Origin of the sequence: Roseixanthobacter psychrophilus (assembly GCF_043195195.1) — a bacterium.
Lineage (GTDB): Bacteria > Pseudomonadota > Alphaproteobacteria > Rhizobiales > Xanthobacteraceae > NCEH01.
Genome location: NZ_JBAFWT010000004.1, coordinates 120,831 through 135,868, shown reverse-complemented (window position 1 = coordinate 135,868; position 15,038 = coordinate 120,831). Strand labels below are relative to the sequence as shown.

Genomic DNA, 15,038 nt, shown 5'->3' with positions numbered 1-15,038 from the left:
GGCGCTGGGCAGACCGCAGCCTGCCCGCCTGACGTCACAGATTGACTTCCGCCATGCCGGCTGCGGGATAGCGCGTGCCGGCGACCGCATCGGGCGCAAACAGAACGTCCAGTTCGCCGACCTGAGCGGCCGTGAGCACGACCTCGGTCGCGGCGATATTCTCCTTGAGATATTTGATGCGGCGCGTACCCGGGATCGGGATCACCTGGTCCTGCTTGTTGAGAATCCAGGCCAAAGCGAGCTGGGCCGAGGTGATGCCGAGCCCGGCGGCGATCTGCGCCAGCCGGTCCACGAGGGCCTTGTTCTGCGCCGCCGCCTCGCCCTCGAAGCGCGGATTGCGGGTGCGAAAATCCCCCGCCTCCAGCGTTCCGGCCCCGACCGTGCCGGTCAGGAAGGCGCGGCCGAGCGGACTGTAGGCGACGAAGGCGGCTCCAAGCGCGCGGCAGGCGTCGAACATGCCGTCTTCCGGCTCGCGGCTCCACAGCGAATATTCGCTCTGCACGGCGGTGATCGGATGCACCGCCGCCGCGCGCTTCAGCGTCGCGACCGAGCATTCCGAGAGGCCGATGAAGCGCACCTTGCCCGCCTCCACCAGCCCCTTCATGGCGCCGACCGTCTCCTCGATGGGCGTCGCGGGATCGACCCGGTGGAGATAATAGAGATCGATCACGTCGGTCCCCAGCCGGGCGAGACTGGCATCGCAGGCGGAGCGGACATAATCCGGCGTCCCGTTAATCCCGAGCCGCTCGCCGTTGGGGCCACGCATGTTGCCGAATTTTGTGGCGAGCACGACTTTTTCGCGCTTTCCCTTTAGGAATTGGCCGAGCAGGCGCTCATTGTGGCCGACGCCATACATGTCGGCGGTATCGAAGAAGTTGATGCCGAGTTCCAACGCGGCGTCGAGAGTTTCGAGGGACTGGGCATCGTCACTGGTGCCATAGAATTCGGACATGCCCATGCAGCCGAGGCCGATGGCGGACACGGACAGGCCGGAACGACCGAGGATACGGCGGTTCATGATAGACCTCACGGATGAGAGACAGGGTCGATGAACAAGAAGTGGGTGGAGCGTGCGGGCCGGACGGCGGCAAGTCGTCGGAGCGGCGGGGCGCTCGGGCGATGGAGGACATTCCGGGGGCCGGGGATGGCGCCCGTCGTTCTCAATCCCTATATATAAACTACACCGTTTAGTTTACATTGTCAATCATGACGGTTCGCAAACCGCCCCGCGCCAACACCCCCGCAGCAAACCCGCCCGCAGCCGCGGCCGCGCCCGCCGACGCGGACAAAGCGCTGCGGGGAGATGCCGGGCGGCCGGTCAAGCGTGACGCCCGCGGAACCACGATCCGCATTCGGGCGGCGGCGCGGCGCCTGTTCCTGGAACGCGGCTACGGCAATACCAGCATGGATGCGGTCGCCGCCGCCGCGCCGGTCTCAAAGCGCACGCTCTACCAGCATTATCCCAGCAAAGCCGACCTGTTCGGCGCGGTGATTTCCGAAGTCTGGTCGCACTTCACCAGCGGGCCGATCCTGCCCGAGACCACACAGGAGGACCCGCGTCAGGTGCTGCGCACCTTTGTCGCGCGGCTGTGTACCCATTGGGAGCAGCCGGACGTCATCCCCATCCTGCGGCTCATCATCGCCGAGGCCCCGCGCTTTCCCGAGCTTTCCGACGCCCTCGCCCGCACCAGCAAGGAACCGACCTTGCGCAGCCTGACGGCCTATCTGGAACGACTGCGGGCGGCCGGGCAGCTTCCGGGCGACTGCGACACCGGCCTTGCCGCCACGCAATTCCTGGGCGCGATCAAGGAGCCCCTGTTCTGGCCGCGTGTGCTGGGCGGGCCGATCGCGTTTTCGGTCTCCGCCGTCACCGACCGCGCGATTGCCGACATCCTGCGCACCTGAATTTGCGCGCCGGCCCGCTGGAAATCCCAGGCCCCCAGGGCGGCCGGCGCTCGGACCGACGAACGCTCCCCGCTTGTTCCCTAAGGCCCGCTTGCGCCGCAGCGTAACCACACATTTTCGAGATTTCACCTATCGTAAATGGAACAAACTTAAGCTTCCGTTTCCATACTTGCTCACGAAATCGAGATTTGATTGATAGTAAGTCGTCGAATATTAGACCGCCATCGCTGGGGCGCTCGGGAGAATCACGATGAATACGAAAGCACTTGCGCTCGGCCTCGGCGCCATGATCAGTGTGACCAGCCTCACCAGCGCAGCTTTTGCAGACGAATACGTATCCCAGGAGAATCGGGAGCAGTATGCGGTCAACGAGCGCGACTATGATGCGATGCATCCGGCGGCAGCGCCGCAGCAGATCCAGGTGGCCCGCCCCGTCACTGCCCAGATGACGCACAAAGTGACCCACAAGGTGCATAGCGCGAGCCACCAGCCCCACGGCAAGGCCACGCCCTCCAGCGCGAGCTGACCTGCTCCCTTTCCTCCGGTCCCGTCGGCCGGCCGGCTCCCCAGGAGCCGCGCCGGCCGTTTTGCATGCCTTGGCCCATCTGCGCGCGCGGCTCCTTCCCTTGCCGCAGAGCGGCATCGCTGCTAAAGCCCGCGCGTCCGCGACAATCGCGGGTCCATTTCATTCATAACGACAGGACGGTCACCATGGCGATCGAGCGCACTTTCTCGATCATCAAGCCCGACGCGACGCGTCGCAATATCACCGGTGCGGTCAACGCCGTGATCGAGACTGCGGGTCTGCGCATCGTCGCCCAGAAGCGCATGCAGCTCACGCGCGAACAGGCCGAAACCTTCTACGGCGTCCATCGCGAACGCCCGTTCTTCGGCGAGCTGGTCGCCTTCATGACCTCCGGTCCGGTCGTCGTGCAGGTGCTCCAGGGCGAGAACGCGGTCGCCAAGTATCGCGAAGTCATGGGCGCCACCAACCCGGCCAATGCCGCCGAGGGCACCCTGCGCAAGCTGTTCGCCGAATCCATCGAGGCGAACTCCGTGCACGGCTCCGACAGCGCCGAGAATGCCGCCATCGAGATCGCCCAGTTCTTCTCCGGCAACGAAATCGTCGGCTGAGGCGTTTCCTTAAGGGACGCCGCGGTGCACAATGCTTTTTGCGCGGCGCGGCGTCCGGTTTTGGTTGTGGACCCTACGCGTCTCTATTAGCCTCCCTTTAGGGAATGCATAATACGGCGCACCAGACGCAGCATACCTGCAAGGAAACGCTGGATCAGGATGGGTGGGGATACGATGTCGCTTGACTCTCCGGTGCTGTGGCTCGCGCTGCTGCAGATCATTTGGATCAACATCCTGCTGTCCGGCGACAATGCCGTGGTCATTGCGATGGCCTGCCGGTCCCTGCCGGAGAAGGCCCGCCGCTGGGGCATCGTCATGGGCGCCGGCGTCGCGGTCGGCCTGCGCATCATCTTCACCGGCATCGTCGCCACCCTGCTCGCGCTGCCCTGGCTGAAGGTGGTCGGCTCGCTCGCCCTGATGTACATCGCGGTGGACCTCGCCCTCCCCAATGAGGACACCGAGGAAGCGGTAGCCGCCAGCGACAATCTCTGGAAGGCGGTCGGTACGGTGGCGGTCGCCGACATCGTCATGAGCCTCGACAATGTGGTGGCCGTGGCCGCCGTGGCGGACGGCAACTGGACCTTGCTGATCCTTGGCCTCGCCATCTCCATCCCGCTGATCGTCGCCGGCAGTTCGCTGGTGATGGCGCTGCTCGACCGTTTCCCTCTCCTGGTGTGGTTCGGCGCCGGCTTGCTGGGCTGGGTGGCCGGCGAGATGCTGCTGAGCGACGTCGCCATCATGGACCGCATCGGCGGCCACGATGTCAGCGAGAGCTGGCACCTGCCCGCCGCCGCCACCGGCGCCGTCCTCGTGGTGGCGATCTCCTGGATCATCGGACGCATGCGCCATGCCAAGCAGGCAGAATCGAACCACTGAGCGCAAGCCGGCAGCAAGGGGGCGCATTCGCCCCCTTTTTTGCGCGCCACGCCTGCCGTAAGGTCAGAACGGCTCGGCCTGCCCTCAACGACATCCGCGGATGGCCCGCGCGCCCATCCGCTTCGGCAAAGGACTGACGCATGGATTTTTCCAACCCGACCTTCTGGGTCTCTCTGCTCCAGATCATATGGATCGACCTGCTGCTGTCGGGCGACAATGCGGTGGTGATCGCGCTCGCCTGCCGCTCGCTTCCCCCCGGCCAGCGCCGGTGGGGCATCTTGCTCGGCGCCGGTGCGGCGGTGGGCCTGCGCATCATCTTCGCGCTCGCGGTCTCCTACGTCCTCGGCATTCCCCTGCTGAAGGTGGCCGGCGGCCTGCTGCTGGTCTGGATCGCGGTGAAGCTCGTCACCGACAATGAGGGCGAGGCGCACGAGGTCGCCGCCTCCGACAGCCTGTGGAAGGCGGTGCGCACCATCGCCATCGCCGACGCGGTCATGAGCCTCGACAATGTGGTGGCGATCGCCGCCGCCTCGCGCGGCCATCCCGAACTGTTCATCTTCGGCCTGCTGCTGACCATTCCCCTCATCATCGCCGGCTCGCAGCTGGTGATGGCGATCCTCACCCGCCTGCCGCTGCTGGTGTGGGCCGGCGCGGCGCTGCTCGGCTGGATCGCCGGGGAGATGGTGGTCGGCGACGTGATGTCCCTGCAATATATGCAGAGCGTCAATCCCGAATGGGTGAAGCCCGATTCCGAGGCACCCAACGGGCTGAAGCCCGCCAACCTGCCGCATTATCTCGCCAGCACCATTGGCGCCGTAGTGGTGGTGCTCCTCGGCCTGCTGCTGCGCGGCCGGGGCAAGGAGAAGGCCCACGCCGCCTGACGCATCGACGCCTGACGCGTCGCCGCCTGCCGCCCTCTCGCCCGCTCCCTTGTCGCCCCCGGCCCGCACGCCGGGGGCGATTTCGTTTGCGCCCCGCAGGAATGCCGCGCCGGCTCGATACGCCAGGCTGGAGCGGCTATAAGGAGGCGGAGGAGTTGCTTCGCCCATGAACGATCATGTCCGCCCGCAGATGCGCGCCTCCCAGATGCGCGCCTCGGTCTGCCCGCACGATTGCCCCTCCACCTGCGCGCTGGAAGTGGAGGTGCTGGCGGACAACAGGATCGGCCGGGTGCGCGGGGCGGCGGACAATTCCTATACCGCCGGCGTGATCTGCGCGAAGGTCGCCCGCTATGCCGAGCGCGCGCACCATCCCGAACGGCTGATGACGCCGCTGCGGCGCACCGGGCCGAAGGGCTCCACCCAATTCGCCCCCATCTCCTGGGACGAGGCGCTGGACCGCACCGCCGACGCCCTGCTCGCCGCCGAGCACACCCACGGCGCGCAGAGCGTGTGGCCTTATTATTATGCCGGCACCATGGGGATGGTGATGCGCGACGGCATCAACCGCCTGACCCATGCCAAGGGCTATTCGCGCTTCTTCGCCTCGATCTGCGTGAACCCGGCCTGGAGCGGCTATATGGCCGGCACCGGTCGCCTCGCGGGGGCCGATCCGCGTGAGATCAGCAGCGCGGCGGACCTGATCGTCATCTGGGGCACCAATGCGGTGGCGACGCAGGTGAATGTGATGACCCACGCCATCCGCGCCCGCAAGGAGCGCGGCGCCAAGATCGCGGTGGTGGATGTCTATCGCACCCCCACCATGGAGCAGGCGGACATTCCCCTCTTGATCCGCCCCGGCACCGATGGCGCGCTGGCCTGCGCGGTGATGCACGTGCTGTTCCGCGACAACCGGGCCGACCGCGCCTATCTCGCCCGCTATGCCAATGATGCGCAGGCGCTGGAAGCCCATCTTGCCACCCGCACCCCCGCCTGGGCGGCGGCGCTCACCGGCTTGAGCGTCGAGGAGATCGAGGCGTTCGCGGCGCTGGTGGGCTTAACGCCGAAAAGCTATTTCCGCCTGGGCTATGGCATGTCGCGCAGCCGCAACGGCGCGGTGAACATGCATGCCGCCTCCTGCATTCCCGTGGTTTCGGGCGCCTGGCAGCACGAGGGCGGCGGCGCGTTCCATTCCAATTCCGGCATCTACGGGCTGAGGAAGACCATGATCGAGGGGCTGGACGTGCGCGACCCCGCCACCCGCGAACTCGATCAATCCCGCATCGGCGCCATCCTCACCGGCGACCGCGCCGCTTTGTTCGATGGCCCGCAGGTGCACGCGCTGCTGATCCAGAGCACCAATCCCATGAGCATCGCGCCGGACCAGGAGGCGGTGAAGCGCGGGTTTGCGCGCGAGGATCTGTTCGTGGCGGTGCACGAGCATTTCCTCACCGAGACCGCGCGGCAGGCGGACATTGTCTTCCCCGCCACCATGTTCACCGAGCATGACGATCTCTATCTCAGCGGCGGGCACCAGCACATTTTGATGGGGCCGAAGCTGGTGGAGCCGCCGGGCGAATGCCGCTCCAACCACGCCTTGGTGTGCGCGCTCGCCGCGCGGGTCGGCGCGCATCATCCCGGCTTCGAGATGAGCGACCGCGCCTTGGTGGATTGGACCTTGCGGGCCTCCGAGCGCGGCACGCTGGAGGAGCTTGAGGCCGCGCGCTTCAAAGATGTCCAGCCGGATTTCGAAACCGCCCATTTTCTCAACGGCTTCGGCCATCGCGACGGGCGCTTCCGCCTGAAGCCGCGCTGGGGCAAGGTGCCGTTCCCCGCGCCGGAAAAATTCGGCGTCGACGAGATGCCGGAATTTCCCGATCATTGGGCGGTGATCGAGGAGGCGACGGCCGAGCACCCGTTCCGCCTCGTGACCGCGCCGGCGCGCAATTTCCTCAATTCCACCTTCAACCAGACCGCGACCTCGGCGAAGAAGGAGGGCGGGCCGACCCTGCTCATCCACCCCGCCGACGCCGCCCCGCTCGGCATTTCCACCGGGGATCTGGTGGAGGTTTCCAACCCGCGCGGCCGCGTGACCCTGACCGCCCGCCTGTTCGACGGCGTGCGGCGCGGCGTGGTGGTGGCCGAGCAGATCCACCCCAACGGTGCCCATACGGGCGGCCGCGGCATCAACACCCTCACCGGCGCCGACCCCGTGGCCCCGGTGGGCGGGGCGGCGTTTCACGATAACAGGGTGGGGGTGGTGAAGGTGTGAGGGGGGAGAGCATGTCAATGGCCGACAATGGCTTGCTGCCCGTACCGGACATTGATGGCCGCCGCCCTGTTTTGCGGACATCGGCCGCCATCCCAAAATCTGAAACAGAAATAAGAGCAGTGCTTCGCGTGGCGGCGGTTCGACGCTCGACCTCCTTCAGCCGAGTAGTTCTTGAAGAGAACCACTGAGCAGAACCCAGGTGTCAATTTGTAGCGGTGCAGGCGAGCGGGATCCAAATCGGAGGCGAAAGTGACGGCGAAACAGAAGAGGAAAGCTAAGCGCGCACCGCCAGTATCCGTTGCCGATGCCATGTCTCGGCTCCCTCTCATGCTGAAGGCCCTAGAAAACCAGACTCGAGACGCAATCTGGGCAAAGGCGACGCTTGAGGCCGGAAATGATATCGTGATGGCCGACTATCGGGGACGAACTTTCGATGGTGCCAATTGCTACAATGTGCTTCGCAACAGCACGCAAACCGCGCTAATCTTGTCGCTCTGCAAGCTGTTTGAGAGACCGCGCGGCCGCCAGGGTCAGTCGGCAGTGACGGCCTTCAACCGAAGTGATTTGGCGTCAATCCCGGTATTCATCCACTTCCTTAAGCAAAAACGCTGCCGTTCCAAACTGGTTGAAATAGCCAGAAAAGGCTGGGACAAAAAATCTCGTTTCGTGTCGAAGACGTGGGAAAGAGATTGCTTGGCGGCCCTGCACCGTTGCGACGACACAGCACGCCGTCTGAAATTGCCTCCTGGTCGGCGTGCAGTTGCAACTTTGGCAGCTTTCCGGGACAACCACGTCGCGCACCTTTACGCCGAACCGCGACCCTGGAACGCTAATCGCTACAATGAGCTATTTTTCCTGCTCGATATTGCGTCGGATCTTGTCTCACACGCATGCGTTGCGTTTCAGGGATGTAACCTCGATTTCAAAGAAAGGGAGCAGATCTGTATGGATGAGGCGCGCGCCTTTTGGAAGCCGGCACTGGCTGCTGCGACTACGGCCGACCCACAGGCGATCTAAGGCGTCGACATTGCGGAAGCGGGTCTAACGGTTGAACGAGAACGTGCCCGCCAACCCTCGGAGCGCATCGAACGTGTTCAGGTACGGCACGCGGAAGTGATTGCACACATTCGGGATCGGGACGCGTTTCTTCGCGAGCGGCGCCGCGACTTCATGTGTCACCAAGGTCGCTCCGATGACTTGTGCCTTTGCAATCAGCCAGGGATCCGCGCCGCTCAGAAAGTTGGCCTTAGCAGCGTCCGTATATATCCCCCTAGCAACGTGCGCGGCGATGGCGGCGAACGCCGCCTGAGTGTCCCCGTCGTCGACCTTTAAAAACCAGGGATGATCGCGACGCGCTATCGTCCAATCAGCGAGCTCGTCGCCGCCGTTGCAGAGTTCGTCCCGCACCATGACGATGCTGCCAGCATCGGCTTGGACAACATGATCCATCCAGTCCCAGAACCCAGGGCATATGTCGAATGCGTAATATCTATTCTTCGCCTCGATGAAGACGTTCGTATCGAAAAGAAACATCATAGGGCCGCAGCCCTCTTGAAGACCGCCGGAATGGAGGCCGGCTTAACGTTAAGCAGGGCTGCTGCCTCTCGAAACAGCGTTCGCCCCGCAACAGCGCGAGATGCGACCTCGTAAGTGAACCGCCTACCATTGCGAATAGGGAGGCTTAGATAGAAATTACCACCGTTGCTATCATCGCTTTGGTGTTCCCAGTCTGCTTCTTGTTCGCGATAAAAGCGGCTATAGACAGGCTCTTGGATCTTGCCGAGGTCGAATGCGCGCCGCGCAATGACGACCTTGCTGACTTTGAAGTACCGCGCCAATCGATCGTAGTTCGTAGCCGGCTGTTGCTGCGGAGACCACTGTTCTGCAAATTGTTCTGCCGGCACCAAAAACTCCGCCGCAACTTTGTTGCAGAATACTTCGGTTTGGCGGTTCGTGCCGTAATCTGGGCGTCCGATCTGCACGTTGGAAATACCGCTGGATCCGATCCAGATGTGCGCGAGTTCATGCACCAACGTAAAAATCTGGGCGGCCTGGGCGTCGCGACCGTTGATGAAGACAAGCGGTGCAATTGGATGACTGATAGCAAAGCCGCGAAATTGGCCCACGTTGAGCGCGCGGTGGGTATTGCTGCCCACGATGCCGCTTCGCATCACCCAGGTGCCAGCATCTTCGGCACGCCGCATCAAGACGCGAAGATAGGCTTCCCAGTTGGAAGCGACGCGCGCTTCCCCCGCCACCCCGAGCGTGCTCCGCATATCGGTAGCGACGTCCACTGGATTAGATCGAACACTGAACCGGCCCACGAATGGAAGTCGCTCGTGCCCCTGTTCCTCGAGCACCTCAACAAACCAGTCATGCTTGAACATGACATCGCGGAGGAGATCGCGAGTGTTCAGATCAAGCTGCCCCGCTGGCGCGCTCCCTACCGTACGGAGATCGGGCAGCGGCAACGCCTCTTGGGGTGGTGCCGGCAAAAAAAGGAACCCGAACGGCACATGCACGAGATTGGCGACAGTCTGTGCTTGACGGAATGTCGGCTGATCCTCTCCAGTCTCCCAGGCAATTACGCGCTCGACGTCCTGCTTCATGCGGCCGGCCACTTCCTCAACAGGAAGCGCTGCGCGCTCGCGCGCCCAGCGCAATACGTCTCCGTTGATTAGAGCCTTTGCCATGACGATCCCCACGCCGCTCTAGATCATATTCCCAACGATTAAGGAATCCATCATTAACAAGATCGGTCGCAGCCGGACGAAATTGAGCGGAGCGGATGGCATCGCAGGCCGATTTTGTCACATCTGTGCCATCGCCCAAATTCCTCCCGCGTCGCGGCCCGCCTCTTGCCCTTCCCCAAACGGTAGTTGCCCCCCCTCACTCCGGATAGATCTCCCCACCCTCCGGCGTCGGCCGGTGGAAGAGGATGAAGGCCAGGGGGTCGCCGGGTTCGGCCAAGGCGTCGCTGCGCTGGCCCGTGACCGCGCCGGCCACCGGGCTGGTATAGTCCGCCACCACTGCGCCGAAGCTGTCGCGCTGCACCGCCATCTTCTGCCCGGCCGCCACCTTGTCGTTCAGCTTCACCAGATGCTCCACCAGCCCGCCCCGGCTTGCCAGGATCGGCAGCGCGCTGTTGCCGACGAACACGCCCACGTCCTTGCCGGTGCGCCCCATGGGCCCCGGCAGAATGCCGTGGTGCTTCAGCACGTTCAGCGTGCCTTCCACGAACAGCGCGACCATCTCAAGGTTCAGCACCCGCGCGGCGCCGATCTCCGGCGTGAAGGCGGGGATGCCCACATCGATGAAGGCATTGTGCAGCACGCCGGGATACACGTGATTGTCGAAGATCTGGCCCACCGGGTAGAGCTCCGCCATCGCCTTGATATCAGGCACATCCATGCCGGCGATGTTGAAGGCGGTGACGTCGAACCCGGTGGTGCCGGTGTGGAAGTCGATGGCGGCATCGGCGTTCGGCCGCAGCAGGCGGTTGAACAGCAGGCCGGCATGCCGGCTGGGCGCGCTGGCGCCGGCCTCGTTTCCCGGCCATTCCCGGTTCATGTCGATCAGATCCGCGCCCCGGCCCCCGTTGGGCCAGCGCCGCTGCATCCCCTCCAGCGCGGCGCGGGACACGTCGGTCACCGCCATCACCGTGCCCGACATCCCCGCCGGATCGAGCTGGTTCATCACGCTCTGCACGGTGTGGACGGAACTCATCTCGTCGCCGTGCACGCCGCTGACCAAGACGACACGCTTGCCCGGCTTTGCCCCCTTGGCGACGGTAACGGACACATACCAATACTGCCCGGTGGGCATCTGGACACCCTGGAAATACAGCAGGTGCTTGCGCCCCGGCTCCAGGTCGGCGACGTCGAGCGCGCTGACCACTTTCTTCCCCTGGATGGTATCGCCGGTATAGACCGTCCCCGCCCGCCCGCCCGGCGCCGCCCCGGCGGGGGAGGCCGCCGGTGCCTGCGGGTTCGGGGCCTGAGCGTTCGCGGTTTGGGCGTTCGCGGATCCCGCCTCGGCCATCACGGCGGCCGAGGCGCCGAGGGTGGCAAGCGATGCCATCATGAAGTCGCGGCGCGCGAGGCCGTCTCCTGGCGTGCTGGGCATGGGGGGCTCCCGACCGTTCGAAGCGAGGTTTCCGCCACCATCATACACGCCGATCGCGGCCGCTCCGTTCACGCCTCGGACAGCTCCGGCAAAAGTGCGTGGCGGTTTTGGGGTCGGCGCTGAACTTCGTCGGAACTTGCGGAGACGTTCGCGGAACATGCGGCGTAGCACACGACTTCCGCGCCGTTCTTCTTCGCCAAACCAATGTTTCACAGGAAACATTTTTTCCCGCGCGGGCGGTTTTGCGGGGATCTAGAGCTTGTTCGCCCAGATCGCCGCCAGCGCCACCACCAGCGCCGCCAGAAGGATCAGCAAGGCATAAAACAGCCCGAAGACCATCAACGCCAGCGCCCCCAGGGCCACCCCTAAGATGAACGAAAGCCAGGACACGCCATACATGGCGCATTCCAAGACGCTGATCCGCCCCTTCGCCACCGCGACGATGGATTGGCCGAAGCTGAACAAGGCCCCGGTCACGAAACTCTTGCCCACATCTGCCCCCGCCACCACCTGGTGCACGCTGTTCTGCATGCCCATGGCGATCGCGATCAGGAACAGCGGCGGCCGCAGGCTCCCCACCGCCACCAGGCCGAGCGCCCCGGAAATCAAAAGGATTTCAACGGCCAGAACCGCGAGGAGATGGTTGCGCACCCCGGATTCGATCACGAAGGTGCCCGCCATGGCGCCGATCACGAAGGCGCAGATAACCATCCCCGTGCCCAGCAGCAGATGCGTGTCCAAGGCGGCGAGCGCGGTGCCGAAGCGGGTGGAATTGCCCGACATGAAGGAGAGATAGAGCCCGCCCGCTTGGGCATAGCCGATGGCGTCGACAAAGCCCGCCGAGGCGGTCATGAGCGTCGCCAGCACCAGCGGGTGGCGCGAGAGCGCGCCCGGCATCGCGGGCGAGGGCGGGCGAGAGGGAGAGGATGTCATGCGGCCTGTCCGTTCCTGGCCCCCGCCAGCCCGCTTTCACACCCGCGGCGCCACCAGCACGTCGAGGGGGGTGCGCGCGCCGGAGATGATGGCCCGCTCGTCCTTCACCTGGATCCGCCCGCCCGCCAAAAGCGCCAGCCCGCGCGGATAGATGATGTGCTCCTGCGCCAGCACCCGCTCGGCCAGGGTCTCCGGCGTATCGTCCGGCCGCACCGGCACCACGGCCTGGAGCACGATCGGCCCGTCGTCCATCTCCGGGCGCACCAGATGCACGGTGCAGCCGTGGAAGCGAACCCCGGTCTCCAGCGCCCGGGCATGGGTATCGAGGCCCTTGAAGCTTGGCAGCAGCGAGGGGTGCACGTTGATCATGCGGTCACGCCAGCGCTCCACCAGCCAGGGGGTGAGCAGGCGCATGAAACCGGCCAGGCAAATGATTTCAATGCCCTCGATGCGCAGATGCGCGTCGAGGGCGGCATCGAACGCGATCCGGTCGGAAAAGTCGCGATGGCTCAGCACCATGGTGCGGATGCCCGCCTCCTCGGCGAACTGCAAGCCCGGCGCATCGGCGCGATTGGAAACCACGAGGGCGATCTCGGCCGGAAAATCCGCGGCCTCGGCCGCCTTCACCAGCGCGGCCATGTTGGAGCCGCGGCCGGAAATCAGAATGGCGACACGCTTCTTCAGCATCAGGCCGCAAGCTCCAGGGCGCCATCATAAACCACACGGGCAGCCCCTTCGCCCGGCTCGATCACGCCCAGGCGCACCACGCTCTCGCCGGCATCGGCGAACGCATCGGCCACCCGCTCGGCCTCGGCGGCGGCAACCACCACCGCCATGCCGACCCCACAATTGAACGCCCGCAACATCTCGTCTGGCGCCACGCCACCCGCCTGCGCGAGCCAGCGGAACACCGGGGGAACGATGAGGTTCGACAGATCGATGCGCGCCAGCGTGCCCTTGGGCAGCACGCGCGGCAGGTTCTCGGTGATGCCGCCGCCGGTGATATGGGCCAAGGCCTTCACCGCCCCGGTCTGGCGCACCACGCCCAAAACACTGCGCACATAAAGGCGGGTGGGCTCCAGCAAGGCGACGCCGAGCCGCGTGCCGGGGGCGAACGGGGCATCGCTGTCCCAGGCGAGGCCGGCCCGCTCGACGATCCGCCGCACCAGGGAATAGCCATTGGAATGCACGCCCGAGGAGGCAAGGCCAAGGATCACATCGCTCGGCCCCACATCGCCTCGCGGCAGCACGCCCGCACGCTCGACCGCGCCCACGGAGAAGCCGGCAAGGTCATAATCGCCATCCGCATACATGCCCGGCATCTCGGCGGTCTCGCCGCCGATGAGGGCGCATCCGGCATCCTTGCAGGCCCGCGCGACGCCGGCGACGATCTGCGCGCCGACCTCGGGCGCGAGGTGGCCGGTCGCGAAATAATCCAGGAAAAACAGCGGCTCGGCGCCCTGCACCACCAGATCGTTCACGCACATCGCGACAAGGTCGATGCCGATGGTGTCGTGCTTGCCGGTCTCAATGGCGATCTTCAGCTTGGTGCCCACGCCGTCGGTGGTCGCGACCAGCAGGGGATCGACGAAACCGGCGCGCTTGAGGTCGAACAGCCCGCCAAACCCACCGATGTCGGCATCGGCACCCGGCCGGGCGGTCGCCTTGACCAGCGGCTTGATGAGATCGACGAGCCGGTTCCCGGCATCGATGTCGACCCCGGCGTCGCGATAATTGAGACCGTCCTGAGCCATTCTATCCTCACGCTTTCTGCGGGCTTAGCCGCGAACCGCGCGGGTGGCAAGGCATGGCGCGCCGCCGCAGGCGCATGGCAGGTGGACAGAAGGAAGAAGCCGGCCCGCGCCCGCCGAACGGGAGGCGCGTACGGTAGCGCGGTCTGCCCGTCGCCACCTGCGCTCACATCGGCAGCAGCACGGGGCGCGGCGCGGCGCGCGGGCGGCAGGATTCCACGAGCTGGGCAAAGGCTTCAACATCCGTGGAGAAGGGCAAGGTCTTGCGCCAGACAAGGCCGATGGTGCGCTTGGGCTCGGGCGCGGGAAAGCGCATCAGGCGGACCCGGGGAATGGCCCCGCCCTCCGATTCCACGAACATCTCCGGCAGCAAGGTGATGCCCTGCCCGTTCGCCACCAATTGCACCAGGGTGGACAGGCTGGTGGCGCCGAACCGGCGCAGCCGCTTCTGGTCCATGGCGCCGCACACCTGCAGCGCCTGATCGCGGAAGCAATGACCGTCCTCCAGCAGCAGCAGATCCTCCGGCGCCAATTGATCGGGCGAGGCGAACGGGGGGCCATTGCCGCCCGGCTCGGGAATCGCCAGCAGGAAAGGATCGTCGAACAGCGCCAAGGTGGCGAGAGCGGGATGCTCCACCGGCAGGCTGAGGATCAGCAGATCGAGGCTGCCATTGGCCAGTTCCGCGATGAGCTGCTCGGTCTGGGTCTCGCGCAAGGCGAGTTCAAGGCCGGGATGCTGCAGCCCCACCTCGGGCAGCAGGCGCGGCAGCAGATAGGGCGCGACCGACGGGATCACCCCGAGCCGCAGGCGGCCTTCCAGCAGCCGACCCCGCGCCCGGATCGCCCGTTCGAGATCGGCGATGGAGGCCAGCACCGCACAGGCGCGCAGCGCCGCCTCCTCCCCCGCCGCCGTGAGGCTCACCCCGTTGCGGCCGCGCTCCACCAGCTCCACGCCGAGAAAGGTCTCCATCTCCTTCACCTGCATGGATAATGCGGGCTGGGTGACGGCGCATTCCTCGGAGGCGCGGCCGAAATGACGGTGGCGGGAGAGGGCCTCAAAATAGCGGAGCTGTCGAATGGAGAGCATGTCGATCAGATAATCTTATCTTGGAACCGATGCAAACTGATTTGTCCTGATCACCAGAAGGGGCCATGGTGCGCGCA

At 65.3% G+C, this 15,038-nt stretch carries 16 protein-coding genes; 8 read left to right on the top strand and 8 right to left on the bottom strand.

Annotated features, from left to right (window positions below):
- Positions 1-34: 34 nt before the first annotated feature.
- Positions 35-1,018 carry an aldo/keto reductase gene (locus tag V5F77_RS06205; protein WP_429004467.1) on the bottom strand — a complete coding sequence of 328 codons (984 nt, stop codon included), beginning with the start codon at positions 1,016-1,018 and terminating at the stop codon, positions 35-37.
- Between the two features lie 188 nt (positions 1,019-1,206).
- Here V5F77_RS06205 and V5F77_RS06200 point away from each other — a divergent pair, with 188 nt between their 5' ends.
- From V5F77_RS06200 to V5F77_RS06165, 8 genes are all read left to right on the top strand, one after another.
- On the top strand, positions 1,207-1,905 hold the full coding sequence (locus V5F77_RS06200; protein ID WP_429004466.1) for a TetR/AcrR family transcriptional regulator: 699 nt from the start codon (positions 1,207-1,209) through the stop codon (positions 1,903-1,905).
- Between the two features lie 250 nt (positions 1,906-2,155).
- Positions 2,156-2,431, top strand: a complete 276-nt coding sequence (locus V5F77_RS06195; RefSeq protein WP_429004465.1) for a hypothetical protein — start codon at positions 2,156-2,158, stop codon at positions 2,429-2,431.
- Positions 2,432-2,616: 185 nt separating this feature from the next.
- Positions 2,617-3,039: a nucleoside-diphosphate kinase gene (ndk, locus tag V5F77_RS06190; protein WP_429004464.1), complete on the top strand. Its 423-nt coding sequence runs from the start codon at positions 2,617-2,619 to the stop codon at positions 3,037-3,039.
- 174 nt (positions 3,040-3,213) lie between these two features.
- Entirely contained in the window at positions 3,214-3,915 is a 702-nt protein-coding gene (locus V5F77_RS06185; protein WP_429004463.1) for a TerC family protein, read from the top strand.
- A 140-nt stretch (positions 3,916-4,055) separates the two neighbouring features.
- A complete protein-coding gene (locus V5F77_RS06180) occupies positions 4,056-4,796 on the top strand; it encodes a TerC family protein (protein WP_429004462.1) in 741 nt (246 codons plus the stop codon).
- 166 nt (positions 4,797-4,962) lie between these two features.
- Positions 4,963-7,065: a molybdopterin-containing oxidoreductase family protein gene (locus V5F77_RS06175; protein WP_429004461.1), complete on the top strand. Its 2,103-nt coding sequence runs from the start codon at positions 4,963-4,965 to the stop codon at positions 7,063-7,065.
- Between the two features lie 17 nt (positions 7,066-7,082).
- Positions 7,083-7,253 (top strand): hypothetical protein, encoded by a 171-nt coding sequence (locus V5F77_RS06170; protein WP_429004460.1) that lies wholly within the window; start codon positions 7,083-7,085, stop codon positions 7,251-7,253.
- A 61-nt stretch (positions 7,254-7,314) separates the two neighbouring features.
- Positions 7,315-8,082: an AbiU2 domain-containing protein gene (locus tag V5F77_RS06165; protein WP_429004459.1), complete on the top strand. Its 768-nt coding sequence runs from the start codon at positions 7,315-7,317 to the stop codon at positions 8,080-8,082.
- Between the two features lie 24 nt (positions 8,083-8,106).
- Here V5F77_RS06165 and V5F77_RS06160 read toward each other — a convergent pair whose 3' ends face one another.
- The 7 genes from V5F77_RS06160 to V5F77_RS06130 form a co-directional block, all read right to left on the bottom strand.
- The gene (locus V5F77_RS06160) at positions 8,107-8,601 is read right to left on the bottom strand and encodes a DUF4411 family protein (protein WP_429004458.1); all 495 of its coding nucleotides are present in this window, start codon (positions 8,599-8,601) and stop codon (positions 8,107-8,109) included.
- Positions 8,598-9,758 (bottom strand): ImmA/IrrE family metallo-endopeptidase, encoded by a 1,161-nt coding sequence (locus V5F77_RS06155; RefSeq protein WP_429004457.1) that lies wholly within the window; start codon positions 9,756-9,758, stop codon positions 8,598-8,600. Before V5F77_RS06155 ends, V5F77_RS06160 begins: the two co-directional genes overlap by 4 nt.
- Before the next feature lie 196 nt (positions 9,759-9,954).
- The gene (locus tag V5F77_RS06150) at positions 9,955-11,190 is read right to left on the bottom strand and encodes a M14 family metallopeptidase (RefSeq protein WP_429004456.1); all 1,236 of its coding nucleotides are present in this window, start codon (positions 11,188-11,190) and stop codon (positions 9,955-9,957) included.
- Positions 11,191-11,442: 252 nt separating this feature from the next.
- Positions 11,443-12,123 carry a YoaK family protein gene (locus V5F77_RS06145; RefSeq protein WP_429004455.1) on the bottom strand — a complete coding sequence of 227 codons (681 nt, stop codon included), beginning with the start codon at positions 12,121-12,123 and terminating at the stop codon, positions 11,443-11,445.
- A 36-nt stretch (positions 12,124-12,159) separates the two neighbouring features.
- A complete protein-coding gene (gene purN / locus V5F77_RS06140; RefSeq protein ID WP_429004454.1) occupies positions 12,160-12,810 on the bottom strand; it encodes a phosphoribosylglycinamide formyltransferase in 651 nt (216 codons plus the stop codon).
- On the bottom strand, positions 12,810-13,877 hold the full coding sequence (gene purM, locus V5F77_RS06135) for a phosphoribosylformylglycinamidine cyclo-ligase (protein WP_429004453.1): 1,068 nt from the start codon (positions 13,875-13,877) through the stop codon (positions 12,810-12,812). Before purM ends, purN begins: the two co-directional genes overlap by 1 nt.
- 163 nt (positions 13,878-14,040) lie before the next feature.
- Complete coding sequence (locus V5F77_RS06130) at positions 14,041-14,961, bottom strand: hydrogen peroxide-inducible genes activator (protein ID WP_429004452.1); 921 nt, start codon at positions 14,959-14,961, stop codon at positions 14,041-14,043.
- Positions 14,962-15,038: the final 77 nt, after the last annotated feature.